We start from the raw sequence: 17,485 nt of genomic DNA, 5'->3' as shown, positions 1-17,485 counted from the left end.
ACAAAAAAGTAATCAATTGACTACACAAAGTCGAGATGGAGTTAACAGTGAGCGTAAAAATTAATTACCAAAACACCCATTTCATCACAAGTGCACCTGACATTCGTCATTTGCCAGAGGATGAGGGCATTGAAATTGCGTTCGCCGGACGCTCCAATGCGGGCAAGTCGAGCTCTCTAAATCGATTAACCAATCAAAAGAGCCTGGCTAAAACCAGTAAAACACCCGGTCGAACTCAGCTTATCAACTTATTTAAAGTGACTGATGGCTGCCATATTGTCGACTTACCAGGGTACGGCTTTGCTCAAGTACCACTTGAAATGAAAAAGAAGTGGCAAAAGTCGCTTGGTGAATACCTACAAAAACGCCAATGCCTAAAAGGTCTAGTGGTGTTAATGGATATTCGTCATCCGATGAAAGATCTCGATCAACAGTTAATCTACTGGGCTGTCGATAGTGGTATTCCAGTTCAAGTACTATTAACTAAAGCGGACAAGCTAAAAAGCGGCGCGCGTAAAGCACAATTGAGCAAAATTCGCGAAGACGCCAAAGGCTTCGGCGGCACTGTACAAGTTGACGCTTTCTCAACCCTAAAAGGTTTAGGTGTTGATGTACTGCGCAACAAGCTAGACGAATGGTTTGCTCCCGCATTTGCACACCTTGTTGAGGAAGACGTTGAATCAGATCTTGAGTCTGACAACGACGGCGAATAATAGCGCCAACCTCACCAATTAGCCTCGCCAAGTGCGGGGCTTTTTGTTGCTTGCCGTACGACTAACCTCTCCCAAGACAAAGAAAAAGCCCCACTAGTCAATGGGGCAACGGGAGAGAATTAATAGTTGTTATAATTATTTAGCTAGCTTTGCCCAACTTAATGTAACTTGCAACTCCCCCTGCCTAGCGCAATCAATTGGCTCAATTTGACGAAAAAGCCCACAAATAAAGGCATGAAACAAGTTCTTTGTTTTCAGATGGTTAATATTGGTTTGTTTGTTTTTTGTGCGAAATAATAAAAGTGTGATGAAGGAATATTACAGATTTACGCCGCTGGTCATTTTGCGTGTAAGCAAAATGTGGAGGAAAGAGTTGAAGAACTTACGATGCGAGATGGCATTTATGTAGGTAAAAGTGGACGATTAAAATTTTCTTTGCCACAAGAAAAAACGCCCCAGCCAAATGCTGGCTGGGGCGGCTGAATCAGCCTAATCCAATAACGTGAAACAAAAGGTCTGAAAGATAGAACATCTTACCTCTGTACCCTACGTCGATTAATGTACAACAATTGGTCAGAAATTCAAAGAATTTTTGTAATTTATTTTCACTAATTTCCAATTTAGCAACATATTCACTTCTTAAGCGCCAACTTTTTTATCGATAAAAAAAAGCCAGCATTTGTGCGCTGGCTCATGTTAAATGTTAAATGTTGCTTATTTTTTGTCTAGTGCGCCTGTTCCCAGTTATCGCCATGCCCTGCTTCCGCAACCAATGGCACTTCCAACTGAGCAGCCGACTCCATCAAATTTTGTACTTTTGTTTCAATTTCGGCTAAAGCTGACTCTTGTACTTCAAAGACCAATTCATCGTGTACTTGCATCAATAACTTAACTCGACCATTGCCTTCTTTTTCAATCCACTCATCCACCAGTAGCATCGCTTTCTTAATGATATCAGCGGCGGTACCTTGCATTGGTGCGTTAATCGCAGCACGTTCAGCCGCTTTACGACGCATGCCATTACGAGACGTAATTTCAGGTAAGTACAAACGGCGTCCAAAAATGGTTTCAACATAACCTTTTGCTGCGGCAGTGCTACGAGTATCTTCCATATACTGCATAACACCAGGGTAACGCTCGAAGTACTTATTCATATACTCTTGTGCTTCACCACGTGGGATGCCGAGTTGTTTTGCTAGACCAAACGCACTCATACCATAAATAAGACCAAAGTTAACCGCTTTGGCGCGACGACGTTGTTCTGAACTTACTTGGTCGATACTTACTCCCATAATTTCAGCTGCGGTAGCAGTATGAATATCTTTACCGTCACGGAAGGCATCCAGTAATGCTTGGTCAGCAGAAAGGTGCGCCATAATTCGCAGCTCAATTTGAGAGTAGTCGACAGCCATAATTCTGTAGCCATGTGGCGCAACAAACGCCTGGCGAATACGGCGACCTTCTTCATTACGAATTGGAATATTTTGCAAGTTAGGATCGGTTGATGATAAACGGCCTGTCGCGGTCACCGCTTGGTGATAAGAAGTATGAACACGCCCTGTTTCTGGATTGATCATCTTCGGCAGCTTATCTGTATAAGTTGATTTCAGTTTCGCTAACCCACGATATTCTAAAATCAGCTTAGGCAGAGGGTAATCTAAAGCCAATTCTTGCAACACTTCTTCATTGGTCGATGGCGTGCCTGACGGCGTCTTCTTCACCACAGGTAAGCCCATCTTTTCGAACAAGATCGCTTGAAGCTGTTTTGGAGAGTTCATATTGAACTCTTGTTCAGCAACCTCGTAAGCTTGCTGTTCTAGTTCATCCAAACGAACGGCGATTTCTTGTGACTGCGCAGACAGCATCATGTCATCAATGAAGACACCTGTGCGTTCGATGCGAGATAACACTGGCACCAATGGAACTTCAATCTGTTGATAGATGGCATTGAGTTTTTCATCTTGCAACAAACTTTCATTTAAGCGGTGGTGCAGACGCAAAGTGACATCCGCATCTTCTGCTGCGTACGGCGCGGCTTGTTCAAGGTCGATCTGATTGAAGGTGAGTTGGTTTTTACCCTTACCGGCAATTTGTTCAAATGAGATACAGCTGTGCTGTAGGAAGCGTAATGCTAGGCTATCCATATCATGCTTACCGCCAACGCTATTAAAAACGTAAGACGCCAACATGGTGTCATATTTGATACCGCGCATTTCAATGCCGTAGCGCGCTAGCACGCTGGCATCGTATTTTAAGTTCTGCCCGACTTTGGCTTGATTATCATCTTCTAAAATTGGTTTTAGCTGCTCTAGTACCCAATCACGATCCAATTGCTGCGGCGCATCTAAGTAGTCATGTGCCACAGGTACGTAAGCAGCCACGCCTTCTTCAGTTGCGAATGACAAACCAACTAAATTTGCCACCATGTAATCTAGGCTGTCAGTTTCAGTATCAAAAGCGAACACATCCGCGGCTTTAAGCTTCTCTAGCCACTGATTAAATGTCTCTTGATCAAGAATGGTCTGGTATTGGCTACGATCTATGTTCACCGCGGCAGTATTGACTTCCGCTTGGCTTGCTGAGCTCGAGGCAACTGCACCCGACTTTTCGTCAGCTTCAACAACACCGGTACCACCGTCGAGCAGATCATTCAGCCATGATTTAAACACCAACTGACCAAACAATTTAATTAGCTCATCTTTGTTTGGCTCCGCTTTAACAAGATCCTGCGGTTTAAACTCCATCTCTACATCAAGTTTGATCGTCGCAAGCTGGTAAGAAAGCAACGCTTCTTCTTTGTTATCGACCAGTTTTTTCGCCATGGTTTTTGAGCCACGGAAACCCAGAGGGGCAATATCATCAAGGTTCTCAAATAATTTATCTAAGCCACCAATACCTTGTAATAAGGCTGTCGCTGTTTTATCACCCACACCAGGAACGCCAGGGATGTTATCGACTTTATCCCCCATCAACGCCAGATAATCGATGATCAACTCAGGTGGAATACCAAACTTCTCGATCACTCCCTCACGATCCAGAACCACATTGGTCATGGTATTGATCAAGGTAACGTTCTCATCAACCAGCTGTGCCATGTCCTTATCACCTGTACTGATCAGTACCGGTATATCTTGCTGTGATGCTTGATAGGCAAGAGTACCAATCACATCATCCGCTTCAACGCCGGTGATGGAGATCAATGGCAGTCCCATCGCTCGGATCACGTCATACAGCGGTTCAATTTGGCAACGTAAGTCATCCGGCATTGGTGGACGATTGGCTTTGTATTCGGAATACATGTCGTCACGGAATGTTTTGCCTTTGGCATCAAACACTACCGCAATACGATCAGAAGCAAATTGACGCATCATGCTGCGTAGCATGTTCACTACGCCGTATACCGCATTAGTCGGAATCTCGCCATTACTCATAGTGCCTGGATAGGCATGGAATGCACGATATAGGTAAGAAGAACCGTCGATCAGAATTAGTGGATTATCTGGTATGCGAGCCATAGTCTTTTAGTTTCCAAAGAGAATGCGAATTAGATCCGCTTAGGATGCCACGACTACGTCAGCGATGCTATGCAAAGTCTGTGATGTCTCTTGCGACATGAGACGATCATCCCTTCACACCACACATCGAACTGTGGATAACTCTGTTTATAATAATTATTCACCAACATTGACGAATGTCACATTTTTAGAAAATTTAAAATTAACCCTTTGTATATAAAGAACAAAACAAAAGATCGATCAACAAAAATGCGATCTAAAAACGATCCTTAATTGTGGAAAAGACTGCTGGTGTCCTTTTGTTCAAGCCCAAATAAAACCAATAAAAAAAGCGACATCTTTCGATGTCGCCTAGCAAAAAAAGGGTCAAAGCATTTCATGTTAAACATGCCGCTTTACCATAAAGCTATAAATTACACTGGAAGCAATGTGAGCAATGTCGTGTCAAAAAGAATGAGTACAAGTTCGAAAGATTCTGTTTAGTTACTAAATTCAATAGCTTGAATATTGTAAATCAACTTCCCTGTGAACTTCCTAATTCCCTAAGACGAGATTGATAATAATGATTATCATTTACACAGTCAACATCTAAATGAGAAAAAGTCTCATTTATTTTTACATCGCTTTAATGAAGTGGATTCGAGATTCACATAGATCTGATTTTTGCTCATAATTTTCAATCATATAGCCATTTTTGATCAGCAATCTCAGCATAGATGGAAATTGATTTAGAGATTTTACCTTAATGGCTGAATAGCCCTGCTCTGCCACCCAAGCTTCTTGATCGTTCAGTAATTGCTGCGCGACACCTTTGCCACGAGCCACCGGTGATACTCCGCCAAACCAACTATAAAACGTGTGTGAATCCAACTCATAGCCAATTTTAAAACCGATGATCTTACCTTGTTCCTCAGCCAACAAAATCAGAGATCGCTTGCCGTGTAAACGGGCAGACAACGACTCAACCGTCTCTTTACGTATAAATTCATTGATCGCTTCAACAGCCTCGATACATTCTGCTACCGTACCCTGACGAAAAACTACCGTCATTATTGTCTCCTTCAATTAAGACCATCATGCCATTAAAAAAGGCCGGCAAAGCCGACCTTTTGATTCTATATTTGGCTGAGTTTACTCACCATCACGCAAATATTGCGCCGCTTTACTATTATCTTCAGCGAGCCATTGCGCCACATCTTTGGCAAAATAAGTCAAAATGCCATCTGCACCAGCACGCTTGAAACAAAGTAGTGATTCCATTACCGTTTCGCGCTCTTTTAGCCAACCGTTTTGAATGGCTGCTTTATGCATCGCATACTCACCCGAGACTTGATAAGCAAATGTCGGAACTTTCAGCTCTGACTTCACTCGACGAACCAAATCAAGATACGGCATACCCGGTTTCACCATTACCATGTCTGCGCCTTCATTGATGTCCATTGCCACTTCATGCAAAGCTTCATCGCTGTTGGCTGGATCCATTTGGTAGTTTTTCTTATTGCCACCTTTTAGGTTTGACGCTGAACCAACAGCATCACGGAATGGTCCATAGTAACTAGAAGCGTATTTCGCTGAATAAGCCATGATCTGTGTATTGATATGACCCGCCTCTTCCAACGCCTCACGAATTGCGCCAATACGACCATCCATCATATCAGATGGTGCGACAACATCTGCGCCAGCTTCAGCATGCGACAGTGCCTGTTTGATCAACACTTGCGTGGTTTCATCGTTAAGCACATAGCCTTCTTCATCAATGATGCCGTCTTGACCGTGCGTAGTGAATGGGTCTAAAGCGATATCAGTAATCACACCGATTTCTGGTACATGCTCTTTTAATGCTCGTACTGTACGCTGCACTAAACCTTCTGAATTATAAGCTTCTGCAGCGCATAGACTTTTCGCATCTTGATTAACTACAGGGAATAGAGCAATTGCAGGAACACCAAGCTGTGCAAGGTATTGCGCCTCTTCTAGCAGCAGATCAATCGACAAACGTTCAATGCCCGGCATCGACTCAATTTGTTCACGGCGATCTTTCCCCATCAATACAAACATCGGGTAGATCAGATCATTGACCGACAGTTGATTTTCTGCCATTAGACGGCGGCTAAAGTCGTGTTTACGCATGCGGCGCATGCGACGAGCTGGGAATTGACCTTGGATGGAAACTGACACTCTATTCTCCTTAGATCTGGTGAAAGTGCTTGCACAGAATGATATCACTCTGAGACCTTCACGCTAGCGTCAATAGTAAAAAATGCAAAAAATGACCTCAGCTTCACACTGCCGTATACTCGTCACATCCGTTTTCAATGAGTACTACCATGATCGATACCCACGCGCACATCTACGCTAGCGAGTTTGATAATGATCGCGAGCAAGTTGTTCAACGCGCACTAGCTCAAGGCATAGACACCATTTTATTGCCTAATATTGACTTAGATTCTATCGAGCCAATGTTGGCAGCTGAAGCCGCTTACCCTCAAGTCTGTCGCTCTATGATGGGTTTGCACCCTTGCTATGTGGACGCGAACGTCGAACAGACATTAGCGACGATTTATAGCTGGTTTAGCAAGCACTCCTTCATCGCCGTGGGTGAAATTGGTATCGATTTATATTGGGATAAAACCTACAAAGCAGAGCAAGAGCATGCCTTTATTACTCAACTTAATTGGGCTAAAGAGATGCAATTGCCGGTGGTCATCCACACCCGTGATTCCATTCAAGAGACCTTAGCCTTGCTGGAAAAAGAGCAGGACGGCTCGTTACGTGGTGTATTCCACTGCTTTGGTGGCAGTGTCGAAGAAGCAAAAGCGATTAACGATCTTGGTTTTCATTTGGGTTTAGGTGGCGTATCGACATTTAAGAATGGGGGTATGGATAAGGTGATCCCACAGCTCGATATGAACTCTGTGATCTTGGAAACTGACTGCCCATACCTGGCACCAGTGCCACATCGCGGCAAGCGTAATGAACCCGCCTACACACAGCTGGTAGCCCATCGCATCGCTGAACTTCGTGAATTAACGATTGAGCAAGTCGACCAAATCACCACCATGAATGCCAAGGCATTATTTAAGATTTAGCGTTTCACTGGCTCTAAATGTAAAAAAGGTTGGCATTGCCAACCTTTTCTCTACTCTTCGACTTCTTCTTCATTTTCGTCATCGCGGTCTTTGCGCACATAGAATCTGGCAAAGAACAGTCCGACTTCAAACAAAATACACATTGGAATGGCAAGTAACGTCTGAGAGATCATATCCGGAGGTGTCAGCAACATACCAATGACAAATGCGATCACCACTATGTATGGACGCTTTTCTCGCAAACTTTCTGGCGTTGTCGCACCTGTCCAGCAAAGCAGAATAATCGCGACTGGTACTTCAAACGCGATACCAAATGCCAAGAACAATGCTAATACGAAATCCAAATAGCTGGAAATATCAGTAGCAAACTCGACCCCACCCAGTGAGATAGCAGTAAAGAAACCAAAGACCAGTGGGAAGACCACATAGTAAGCAAAAGCAACACCGGTATAAAACAGCAATGAGCTAGAGAACATCAGCGGCATAATTAGCCGACGTTCATGCTTATAGAGACCCGGAGCAACAAACGACCACACCTGATGCAATATAAACGGTACAGCAACGAAAACCGAAGCAATTAAAGTTAACTTTAATGGGGTAAAGAAAGGTGAGGCAACATCTGTTGCGATCATGGTTGCCCCTTCAGGCAACTTATCTACTAGCGGCTTTGAAACAAACTCGTAGATTTCATTTGAAAAATAAATCAAGCCAACAAACACCACCAAAACAGCAAGAATCGCCCGAAGTAGGCGGTTTCTTAGCTCAAGAAGGTGGCTGATTAAAGGTTGCGTCTGCTCAACAGAGGACATATCAAACCTCATTCAAAAAGATCAAAAAGGAGCCGCAATAGATGCAGCTCCTCACGATGAGACTACTCGGCTTTCTTATCTGCAGGGGTACTTGTCTCAGAAGAACGCGGAGTCGAGTCCACGCCTACTTCACTTGTCTCTGTAGCCTTTTGAGCATAGGGACGCTGTACCTCTTGCGCCGCTTTTTTGAGTTCATCTACTGAAGACTTCAGTTCTGGAGATAAATCTTCCATTCCCATCTGTTCAGCTTTACGTAGATTCTCTTGTAATTCTTGTACCTTAAGCTCGTGACTGATTTCATCTTTCACGCTATTTGCCATGCTTTTGGCAGACGACACGAAGCGAGAAACACTTCGAATCGCATGCGGCAAACGTTCCGGTCCAAGTACTACGAGTGCGACGACAGATATTAATACCAGTTCCCAAAAACCGATATCAAACACGTATTATGCCTGCTCTTTGTCTTTCTTAGTTTCAGCAGTAGCGTCTGTAGCTTCTGTCTTCTGCTGCTCTAGATTCTTCGGTTCAAAATCAGCGTCTTTCTTTTCTTGCTGAGTTTCTTCATCGCTCATTGCTTTCTTGAAGCCTTTTACTGCGCTGCCTAAGTCACCACCAATGTTACGTAGCTTCTTGGTACCAAACAGTAATACAACAATTACAGCAACAATAAGAAGTTGCCAAATACTAATACCACCCATTCTCTTTACCTCGGGTTCTATTAAACAAAGTTATAGTAAAAGTCTAACGCCTATTGGCGATAAGCTCGCCAACTGAACAACCAAAATGTGACACCAGCGATAGCACTAAATGTCGATAGTTGTTCATAAGTGCTGTTCACCAATATTGCCGAGCATACGACTAATGTGGCACCAACACCAAATAAAAATTTTCCTGTTGCCTGCTGACGCTTAGATGAGCGGTAGCCTTGATAGAGTTGATCCATGCGCTGATTAAGCGCTTTACCTTGCTTTAAACTGTCATACAGCAGCTCTGGTAACTCTGGCAATTTCTCAGCCCAGAACGGCGCACGGTCTTTCACCGCATCAATCACCGCTTGCGGTCCAACCTGCTTCATCATCCATTTTTCAAGGAATGGCTTCGCGGTTTCCCATAAATCTAGCTGAGGATATAACTGACGGCCCAAACCTTCAACATACAACAACGTCTTTTGCAGCAGCACTAACTGAGGCTGCACTTCCATTTCAAATCGACGTGCAGTATTAAACAAGTTAAGTAGCACATGACCAAATGAAATTTCACACAGTGGTTTAGCAAATATTGGCTCACACACGATGCGAATGGCAAACTCAAACTCATCGATGTTGGTTTCACGTGGAACCCAACCAGACTCAACATGCAATTCAGCCACACGGCGATAATCACGGTTAAAAAAGGCTAAGAAGTTTTCAGCTAGATAGCGCTTATCATCACTATTCAGCGTTCCGACAATACCGCAATCGAGACCAATCCACATTGGGTTTTCTGGATGTTCAGGCTTAACAAATACGTTGCCTGGATGCATATCTGCGTGGAAGAAACTGTCGCGGAAAACTTGGGTAAAGAACACGCTCACACCACGTTCTGCAAGAAGCTTCATGTTGGTGCCGTTCGCTTTCAATCCCTCAATGTCAGACACTTGAAATCCGTAAATTCGCTCAGAAACCATCAAGCTTTCACTGCTAAAATCAGGAAACACTTCCGGTACATAAAGCTCTTCACTGCCCTCAAAGTTACGACGCAGTTGGATGGCGTTTGCCGCCTCTCGTCTTAAGTCTAGTTCATCCAGCAGGGTCTTCTCATACTCACGAACGACTTCTACTGGCTTTAATCGACGAGTTTCAGGCAATGCTCTAGCCACAATACGCGCCATGCGATGCATTAACTTAAGGTCGGCATCAATCACAGGGCGAATATCAGGACGAATCACCTTTAAGACCACTTCTTGCCCGCTCTCTTTTAGGCGAGCAGTGTGGACTTGCGCGACAGAAGCCGATGCCAATGGTTTGATCGCGAAGTCAGTAAACCAATTGTCTAATGGTCCACCTAACGCTTCTTCAATTTCCTGTTTTGCTAATTCGCCATCAAAGGGCGCAACTTGGTCTTGCAGTAAAGCCAGAGGATCGGCGATATGCGGCGGGAACAGGTCTCGACGTGTCGACATCATCTGACCGAATTTAATCCACACAGGACCAAGCTCTTGCAAGGCTAAACGTAAACGCTCACCCAGTTCTTTCTCTGCGTGTTGGTTTTTAATCCAAAACAGCGCTTTGCGAGCCAGTAATGGTGCTTTTGTCAGTTGATGATCGGGTAGTAATTCATCCAGCCCATATTCGAGCTGAACTTTTATAATGCGGTATAGGCGACGAAGTTCTGACGGCGTCATACACGCTCCATCAATTGGTTGAGCTTAGCTTCAATGCGTGCCGCTTGGCTTTTCACATCATCCACTTGATCACAAAAGTAAGCAACTTCTAAAGGGGCAGGCGCAAGTTTCCACTCTTCTGTGATCACTTGTCCTAAATGGTTTTGATGCTTTGTCGCTTGTGATTTCACAAATTGACCAAAGTTTGTCGCACCTTTCACCAATGAGTGGGCAACCACATCTCCGGTCACACGAGACAACCACTCTTCCACATCCGGTTTGCAGTCTGTCATCAATTGCGAAAATTTCTGTGCCAGCTGGATATCACCTTCTAAAACCAGCTTATCTTGTTTGATTAGCTTAGTGATATTTGCATGCTCGCGCAGCTCTGGCAGCACAGATAAATTTAGTGATAGGTAACAATCTGGTTCACCTTCGTAGTGAGCCAACACATCAATTTGTTGGCTAAAAACGAACGTCAGCGTTTTGCTAACTTCTTTAAGGTGAACCTGAATAACTTGCCCTTTTAGGCGAGCAAGACGACGACCCAACTCTGGCTCGTCTTGAATCAATGTATTGAGCGTCGTTTCAATAACGGCGGTCACTAACGGTTCGAATGGCATAACAACCCTTTTAGAACTTGTAACCACGGTGTAATGCAACAATACCGCCGGTTAGGTTGTAGTAGCTAGTTTGCTCAAAGCCCGCTTCATTCATCATGCCTTTCAAGGTTTCTTGATCAGGATGCATGCGGATCGATTCAGCAAGGTAACGGTAGCTGTCAGCATCATTCGCCACTAATTCACCAATTTTTGGTAGTAAGTGGAATGAATACGCGTCGTACACTTTTGATAGTGGGTCAAGAATTGGTTTAGAGAACTCAAGTACCAACAAACGACCACCCGGCTTTAATACGCGGAACATTGAGCGTAGCGCTTTGTCTTTATCAGTGACGTTACGTAAACAGAAGCTAATCGTGATCACGTCAAAGTAATCGTCTGGAAACGGTAATTCTTCTGCGTTTGCTTGCACGTAATGCACATTACCCACGACACCCACATCGCGCAGCTTATCACGGCCCACATTCAACATTGAGTTGTTGATGTCCGCCAATACAACGTGCCCTTTGTCACCGACAATACGTGAAAACTTCGCCGTTAGGTCACCAGTACCACCACCAAGGTCAAGCACTCGTTGACCAGGACGAGCACCACTGCAATCAATAGTGAAGCGCTTCCATAAACGGTGCACACCACCCGACATTAAGTCGTTCATAATGTCGTACTTTGCTGCTACCGAATGAAATACTTGAGCAACTTTTGCCACTTTCTCTTCTTTGGCTACGGTAGTGAAACCGAAATGGGTGGTTTCTGCTGTTTCTAACGCTGTATTTGACTGCACACTTGTATCCGTCATTGTGATTCCTCTTCGAACAGCTCGATATAACTCTGTAATACGTAATAGGTCTGAGCTGCGGTCGATTAGTTTACTTTATCCTCAGCCGGATGTCTTTCTAACTGCGGTGCATTTTCCGCCAAATATTCATTTTCTGACACATCTTGCCCAACCGCTTGTTCTGCAACCGCTGGAGAGATTGAGCGCTTCACTTCAACACCCAGTTGTTTAAAGCTTTCAGCCTGACGGATCACATTGCCACGCCCGGTTGCGAGTTTATTCATTGCCCCTTGGTAATTTTGGTTGGCTTTATCTAGCGCCCCACCAAGCCCTTCCATATCTTCAACAAATAGGCGCAGTTTGTCGTACAACTTGCTGGCTCGCTCGGCAATGACTTGTGCATTTTGATTTTGACGGTCATTACGCCAAAGGTTATCAATCGTGCGCAGCGCCACCAGCAAGGTAGTTGGACTGACGAGAATGATGTTGTGTTCCATCGCATCTTTCACCAAGCTCGGGTCAGCTTGAATCGCCACTTGAAAAGCGGGCTCAACAGGTACAAACATCAAGACATAATCAAGGCTGCGAATGCCTTTGAGTTGATGATAATCCTTACTGCTTAAGCCTTTAATATGGTTACGCATTGCCAGTAAGTGATCACTGAGGGCTCGCTCACGCTCATGGTCGGTTTCGGCATTAAAGTAGCGTTCATACGCCACCAGCACCATTTTTGAGTCAATCACCACCTGTTTGTCTTGTGGCAAATGCACAATCACATCGGGCTGGTAACGCTTACCGGCTTCATTTTGCAAGCTCACTTGTGTTTGATACTCGTGCCCTTCACGCAAGCCTGATTCAGCCAATACTCGCGCGAGTACCACTTCCCCCCAGTTCCCTTGCTGCTTGTTGTCACCTTTTAAAGCTTGGGTGAGGTTTACGGCTTCACGCGTCATCTGCTCATTCAAGCGTTGTAGGTTTTTCAGCTCATGCACTAAGGTATGGCGCTCTTTCGCTTCAAGATTAAAGCTATCATTGACTTGGCGTTTAAAGCCTTCAAGTTGTTCTTTTAGTGGGCTCAGTAGCCCCTCTAAGCTTTGACGGTTCTGCTGATCAACCTTCGCGGTTTTAGTTTCAAACAGTTGATTGGCTAAGTGTTCAAACTGCTGCTTTAAGCGCTCTTCGGCTTTTTCCAATAGTTGTAGCTTTTCTTGGCTGGCAATTTGAGCTTGTTGGTGGCGAGCTTCTTGCTCACGTAATTGAGCTTCTAACTGTGATTTTTGCTCACGTACATGGGTAAGGTCATCCGCATATTGTTGGCGTTCTTGTTTCACCACATCAAAATAGCGTAGCTTTTCCATCACCGCCATGAACTTGCCGTGCGACTGCTTAAGCTCATAGGCGGCTTTATCGCGATCTTCATCCAACTCATCAAGCTCTTGTTGTGCTTCGACAAGCGATTGTTTTAATTGGCTGATTTGCGAGTTAGCTAATTGCTGATTGGATTGTAATTGTTGTTCAAGTAATTGGCTTTCAAGGCTGAATTTTTGTTTTACCCACCAGCCTACTGCGATACCGCTAACGGCAGCACCACCCAAAGCACTCAACAACACACTTTGATTCTCTATAATCCATTGCATAATAAGGCGTTAACTCTGTTTTATTACTTAGAAATAATGGTATTTCACCACTGGATAAATGTCCAGTTTGTCGACTAGATAATCAACAGATACACTTAGCTCCCCGTACACTGTGCGAATGGTTTGCCGTGTGCGTTTTTGCTTGCTAATTGAAGGAACACTATGAACGAGCGCCGCGCTTTGGGATTTGGTTTATCTGCTGTTTTGCTTTGGTCTACGGTGGCCACCGCCTTTAAACTCACCCTCGCTGAATTTACCCCAATTCAAATGCTGACCGTCGCCAGCATTGTTTCAGCTATTGTCTTAATCATAATCTGTGGCGTACAAGGAAAGCTTGCTTCTCTCTCCACGGTTTTTCTCGCTAACCCTTGGTACTACTTACTGCTTGGACTTATTAATCCGCTGGCTTATTACATCATTCTATTTAAAGCTTACGATTTGCTGCCCGCTTCTCAAGCGCAAGCCATCAACTACAGTTGGGCGATAACCTTGACTCTGATGGCGGCATTTTTCTTAGGGCAGAAGATCCGTAAACAAGATTGGGTAGCCTGCGCACTGAGTTATTTTGGCGTAATCGTGATTGCCACTAAGGGTGATATTTTAGGATTAAACTTCGAGAGCCCACTCGGGGTTGGATTAGCGTTACTCTCAACGCTCCTTTGGGCTGGCTACTGGATATTAAACACCAAGAATAAAGCAGATCCGGTCATCGGTGTGTTACTTGGTTTTCTAGTCGCGATTCCCTTTGCGATTGGTTTAAGCATTTGGGAGGGTGCGACTTGGAGCCAAATTACGCCTTCCGGTTGGTTAGCTGTAACTTATGTCGGCTTGTTTGAAATGGGCGTGACATTTGTATTGTGGCTCAGTGCATTAAAGCTAACGCAAAATACGGCGCGCATCAGTAACCTCATTTTTGCATCGCCATTTATCTCTCTCGTTTTGCTCGCAACCATTATTGGGGAAAGCATTCACCCGACAACTTTAATTGGCTTAGTATTGATTATCGCTGGCTTAGTGATTCAACAAGTGAAGTTTAAAAGCAAACCGCTACCCAGCACTTAATAACCACGACAATTGATAAAGGGCGCTTAAAGCGCCCTTTTCATTTCAAACTAAATTAGACATGTTGCCCGGCAACAAAGCCTGAGCTCCAACACCACTGAAAGTTGTAACCACCTAACCAACCGGTTACATCCATCACTTCACCGATAAAGAACAAGCCTTGCACTTGTTTGCACTCCATCGTTTTAGACGATAAATGATCAGTATCAACACCACCTAGCGTTACTTCTGCCGTGCGGTAACCCTCAGTGCCATTGGGTGCTATTTTCCAGTTCTCTAAGTATTGAGTGACTTGTTGCAGCTGCTTTTCATTGAACTGTTTAAGGGGCTTATCCACCAGCTCTTTACGCTCAATCATCACTTCAACCAATCGCTTTGGCAGCACTTTGGCTAAGGTATTTTTTAAACTTTGATTGGGATGTTTCTCGCGAGAGACTGCAAGCAGTTGATCAACATCCGCCTCTGGCACTAAGTTAATCGTTACCTGTTGCCCTGCTTTCCAGAACGATGAAATTTGCAACACGGATGGACCAGACAAACCGCGGTGGGTGAATAACAATGCTTCTTTAAACACTGTGCCATCTTGCGCAGTAATTTCTGTCGGAATCGCTATACCTGACAATTCAGCAAAATCTTCTTTATCTTGCTTATGTAATGTAAACGGCACTAAACCTGCGGAAGTGGCAATAACAGGCAAAGCAAACTGCTCAGCAACTTTATAGCCAAATGGTGTCGCGCCTAATTTAGGCATCGATAAACCACCAGTGGCAACCACCAATGATTCACACTCAATCGCGCTGGTGTTGGCACTCAAACGGAAACCTTGTTCAAGCTTTTCAATTTGATGGACGTCTTGCTGGTAACGAAGCTGTACTTTGCCAATCTGACATTCATCAAGCAGCATAGTGACAATCTGTTTTGCAGAATCAATACAGAACAACTGACCATGGTCACGCTCTTCAAATTCAATGCCGTACTTGCTCACCATCGAGATAAAATCCCAATTGGTGTATTGCGATAGCGCTGATTTGACGAAGTGCGGGTTGCGGCACAAGTAGTTGTTCGCACTCACATCATAGTTAGTGAAATTACAACGACCACCACCAGAGATTAGAATTTTACGCCCAGGTTTCTTTGCATGGTCTAGTACCAATACTTTACGACCTCGCTTGCCCGCTTCTGCAGCGCACATTAGACCGGCAGCACCCGCACCTATAATAACGACGTCAAACTTCTCACTCATGATGGATTACTCAAACAACGGTTAACGCAATAAAAAAAGGATGTGCATTAGTTGCACATCCTTGCTAATCGAGGCGCTATTCTAGCGGTTCTTGCTCTGCTTGCCAATTAATCACCCATGTGAGTGATGGCACACTAACGTTTAAAGAATAAACGCAGCCAACAAGGTCACACCAATCAATGCTATAGAGAGTATGAAAAGCTCACGAACGCGATCACACTTGGAGGTAAACACCTCATCATGATGATGGTGATACTCCTTACTTTTCAAGTAGTAGAACAGTTTGAACTGCTTACTAACATTGCCATGCGTAGTAAAGAACCCCCCGCCATCAACTTGCTGATACAACAAAGGATGTGCTTCACGCATCACATAAATTAACGAACGTAGCGCTGTTAAATACCTTGCCATGTTAACCAAAGTAACAAGCATAAGCGCAAATAGAATGGTGTCTGCACTGATCATCTTTTCCTCCCTACATCTGCTATCGTGCCCAAGAAGAAAAGACGACCTCATTTAACGTCTTTTTGGCTGGCAGTTATTCAGCCGGGGCATCCATAATAGAAGATGAACCTTCTTTTGCTAAAGCTGCTAGATCTTTATCGATAAAGAACAGGGCTTTGCCGTCTTCACCAACCAGTTCTAGCTTATCTAATATCCCTTTAAATAACTTCTCTTCCTCATGCTGCTCTGCAACATACCACTGCAAGAAGTTGAATGTTGAGTAGTCTTGAGATGTGAACGCCAGATGAGCCAGTTTATTGATTTTCGCTGTAATCATTTGCTCATGTTCATAGGTTTCACGAAATACGTCACCAAGGCTCTCAAATTGGTGCTGCGGTGCTTCAATTGCACCCAAAATTGGCATTGCACCAGTTTCACTCACGTAGGTGAATAATCGCTGCATATGCTCCATTTCTTCAACAGCATGAGCACGTAGAAATTCAGCTGCACCACCAAATCCTTTGTCTTCACACCAAGCACTCATTTGTAAGTATAGATTGGATGAAAAAAATTCGATGTTAATTTGTTCATTCAATTGATCAACCATTGCTTGTGACAGCATGTTTTACTCCTAATATTACTGCTAATTAACCAAACTATAACACGAACAATACTATAACACTTTGTATACTCTATAGAGATCTGAGATCACGTCAGCATAATTATTACCGTGCGAATGCTAACCTTAAATCAATGACCCACAGGAGATAGCATTATGAGTTATCAACATATTTTAGTTGCAATTGACCTTTCAGAAGACAGCAAACTCTTGGTTGAAAAAGCCGTAGCACTCGCGGCACCACTTGATGCTGAAGTTTCATTTATTCATATCGATGTTAATTATGCTGAGCTCTATACCGGACTCATTGATATCAATATGGCGGAGACTCAACACAAAGCAATTGAAGCTTCGCAACAACAGCTACAACTCTTAGCTGATCATGCCAACTACCCGATCAAACACACCCTTGTAGGAAGTGGTGATTTGGGCAACGAGTTATGTGAAAACATTAATGAATATAAAGTCGATTTGGTTGTATGCGGTCACCATCAAGATTTCTGGAGTAAGTTGCTCTCTTCCACTCGCCAACTGATAAATTGTACTCCTGTCGATTTGTTGGTTGTACCACTGAAGGATTAATCGCACCTCAGATTA

18 protein-coding genes are annotated in these 17,485 nt (G+C 44.1%); 4 read left to right on the top strand and 14 right to left on the bottom strand.

Annotated features, from left to right (window positions below):
- The first annotated feature begins 47 nt into the window (after positions 1-47).
- Complete coding sequence (gene yihA, locus H2O73_RS17040; protein ID WP_182110137.1) at positions 48-713, top strand: ribosome biogenesis GTP-binding protein YihA/YsxC; 666 nt, start codon at positions 48-50, stop codon at positions 711-713.
- 484 nt (positions 714-1,197) lie between these two features.
- Here the strand turns inward: yihA and spfP are convergent, their stop codons facing one another.
- From spfP to hemB, 4 genes are all read right to left on the bottom strand, one after another.
- Positions 1,198-1,245 (bottom strand): small protein SpfP, encoded by a 48-nt coding sequence (gene spfP / locus H2O73_RS23420; RefSeq protein WP_438356636.1) that lies wholly within the window; start codon positions 1,243-1,245, stop codon positions 1,198-1,200.
- A 193-nt stretch (positions 1,246-1,438) separates the two neighbouring features.
- Positions 1,439-4,228: a DNA polymerase I gene (gene polA, locus H2O73_RS17035; protein WP_182110136.1), complete on the bottom strand. Its 2,790-nt coding sequence runs from the start codon at positions 4,226-4,228 to the stop codon at positions 1,439-1,441.
- 615 nt (positions 4,229-4,843) lie between these two features.
- Positions 4,844-5,278 carry a GNAT family N-acetyltransferase gene (locus H2O73_RS17030; RefSeq protein ID WP_182110135.1) on the bottom strand — a complete coding sequence of 145 codons (435 nt, stop codon included), beginning with the start codon at positions 5,276-5,278 and terminating at the stop codon, positions 4,844-4,846.
- Between the two features lie 81 nt (positions 5,279-5,359).
- Positions 5,360-6,406, bottom strand: a complete 1,047-nt coding sequence (hemB, locus tag H2O73_RS17025; RefSeq protein ID WP_182110134.1) for a porphobilinogen synthase — start codon at positions 6,404-6,406, stop codon at positions 5,360-5,362.
- A 149-nt stretch (positions 6,407-6,555) separates the two neighbouring features.
- On the opposite strand from hemB, the gene H2O73_RS17020 reads away from it, so the two are divergent.
- Positions 6,556-7,317 (top strand): TatD family hydrolase, encoded by a 762-nt coding sequence (locus H2O73_RS17020; RefSeq protein WP_182110133.1) that lies wholly within the window; start codon positions 6,556-6,558, stop codon positions 7,315-7,317.
- A 50-nt stretch (positions 7,318-7,367) separates the two neighbouring features.
- On the opposite strand, the gene tatC is transcribed toward H2O73_RS17020, so the two are convergent.
- From tatC to rmuC, 7 genes are all read right to left on the bottom strand, one after another.
- Positions 7,368-8,126 carry a twin-arginine translocase subunit TatC gene (gene tatC / locus H2O73_RS17015; protein ID WP_182110132.1) on the bottom strand — a complete coding sequence of 253 codons (759 nt, stop codon included), beginning with the start codon at positions 8,124-8,126 and terminating at the stop codon, positions 7,368-7,370.
- A gap of 62 nt (positions 8,127-8,188) precedes the next feature.
- Positions 8,189-8,569, bottom strand: a complete 381-nt coding sequence (tatB, locus tag H2O73_RS17010) for a Sec-independent protein translocase protein TatB (RefSeq protein ID WP_182110131.1) — start codon at positions 8,567-8,569, stop codon at positions 8,189-8,191.
- A 3-nt stretch (positions 8,570-8,572) separates the two neighbouring features.
- On the bottom strand, positions 8,573-8,824 hold the full coding sequence (gene tatA, locus H2O73_RS17005) for a Sec-independent protein translocase subunit TatA (protein WP_182110130.1): 252 nt from the start codon (positions 8,822-8,824) through the stop codon (positions 8,573-8,575).
- A 50-nt stretch (positions 8,825-8,874) separates the two neighbouring features.
- On the bottom strand, positions 8,875-10,509 hold the full coding sequence (gene ubiB / locus H2O73_RS17000) for a ubiquinone biosynthesis regulatory protein kinase UbiB (RefSeq protein WP_182110129.1): 1,635 nt from the start codon (positions 10,507-10,509) through the stop codon (positions 8,875-8,877).
- Positions 10,506-11,111, bottom strand: a complete 606-nt coding sequence (locus H2O73_RS16995) for a ubiquinone biosynthesis accessory factor UbiJ (RefSeq protein ID WP_182110128.1) — start codon at positions 11,109-11,111, stop codon at positions 10,506-10,508. The genes ubiB and H2O73_RS16995 overlap by 4 nt, the downstream gene beginning before the upstream one ends.
- Before the next feature lie 10 nt (positions 11,112-11,121).
- Positions 11,122-11,904, bottom strand: coding sequence for a bifunctional demethylmenaquinone methyltransferase/2-methoxy-6-polyprenyl-1,4-benzoquinol methylase UbiE (gene ubiE, locus H2O73_RS16990; protein ID WP_182110127.1), 783 nt, complete (start codon positions 11,902-11,904; stop codon positions 11,122-11,124).
- Between the two features lie 65 nt (positions 11,905-11,969).
- A complete protein-coding gene (rmuC, locus tag H2O73_RS16985) occupies positions 11,970-13,520 on the bottom strand; it encodes a DNA recombination protein RmuC (protein ID WP_182110126.1) in 1,551 nt (516 codons plus the stop codon).
- 162 nt (positions 13,521-13,682) lie between these two features.
- Here rmuC and H2O73_RS16980 point away from each other — a divergent pair, with 162 nt between their 5' ends.
- Entirely contained in the window at positions 13,683-14,582 is a 900-nt protein-coding gene (locus H2O73_RS16980) for a DMT family transporter (RefSeq protein WP_182110125.1), read from the top strand.
- 55 nt (positions 14,583-14,637) lie between these two features.
- Here H2O73_RS16980 and H2O73_RS16975 read toward each other — a convergent pair whose 3' ends face one another.
- From H2O73_RS16975 to ftnA, 3 genes are all read right to left on the bottom strand, one after another.
- Positions 14,638-15,825: a BaiN/RdsA family NAD(P)/FAD-dependent oxidoreductase gene (locus tag H2O73_RS16975; RefSeq protein ID WP_182110124.1), complete on the bottom strand. Its 1,188-nt coding sequence runs from the start codon at positions 15,823-15,825 to the stop codon at positions 14,638-14,640.
- A gap of 141 nt (positions 15,826-15,966) precedes the next feature.
- Positions 15,967-16,290 (bottom strand): universal stress protein UspB, encoded by a 324-nt coding sequence (gene uspB / locus H2O73_RS16970; protein WP_182110123.1) that lies wholly within the window; start codon positions 16,288-16,290, stop codon positions 15,967-15,969.
- Between the two features lie 73 nt (positions 16,291-16,363).
- Entirely contained in the window at positions 16,364-16,891 is a 528-nt protein-coding gene (ftnA, locus tag H2O73_RS16965; RefSeq protein ID WP_182110122.1) for a non-heme ferritin, read from the bottom strand.
- Positions 16,892-17,044: 153 nt separating this feature from the next.
- Here ftnA and uspA point away from each other — a divergent pair, with 153 nt between their 5' ends.
- Positions 17,045-17,470, top strand: a complete 426-nt coding sequence (gene uspA / locus H2O73_RS16960; RefSeq protein WP_182110121.1) for a universal stress protein UspA — start codon at positions 17,045-17,047, stop codon at positions 17,468-17,470.
- Positions 17,471-17,485: the final 15 nt, after the last annotated feature.

It is taken from the genome of Vibrio marinisediminis (genome assembly GCF_014050145.1).
GTDB lineage: Bacteria > Pseudomonadota > Gammaproteobacteria > Enterobacterales > Vibrionaceae > Vibrio > Vibrio marinisediminis.
This window is presented reverse-complemented; position numbering and strand designations above follow the sequence as displayed.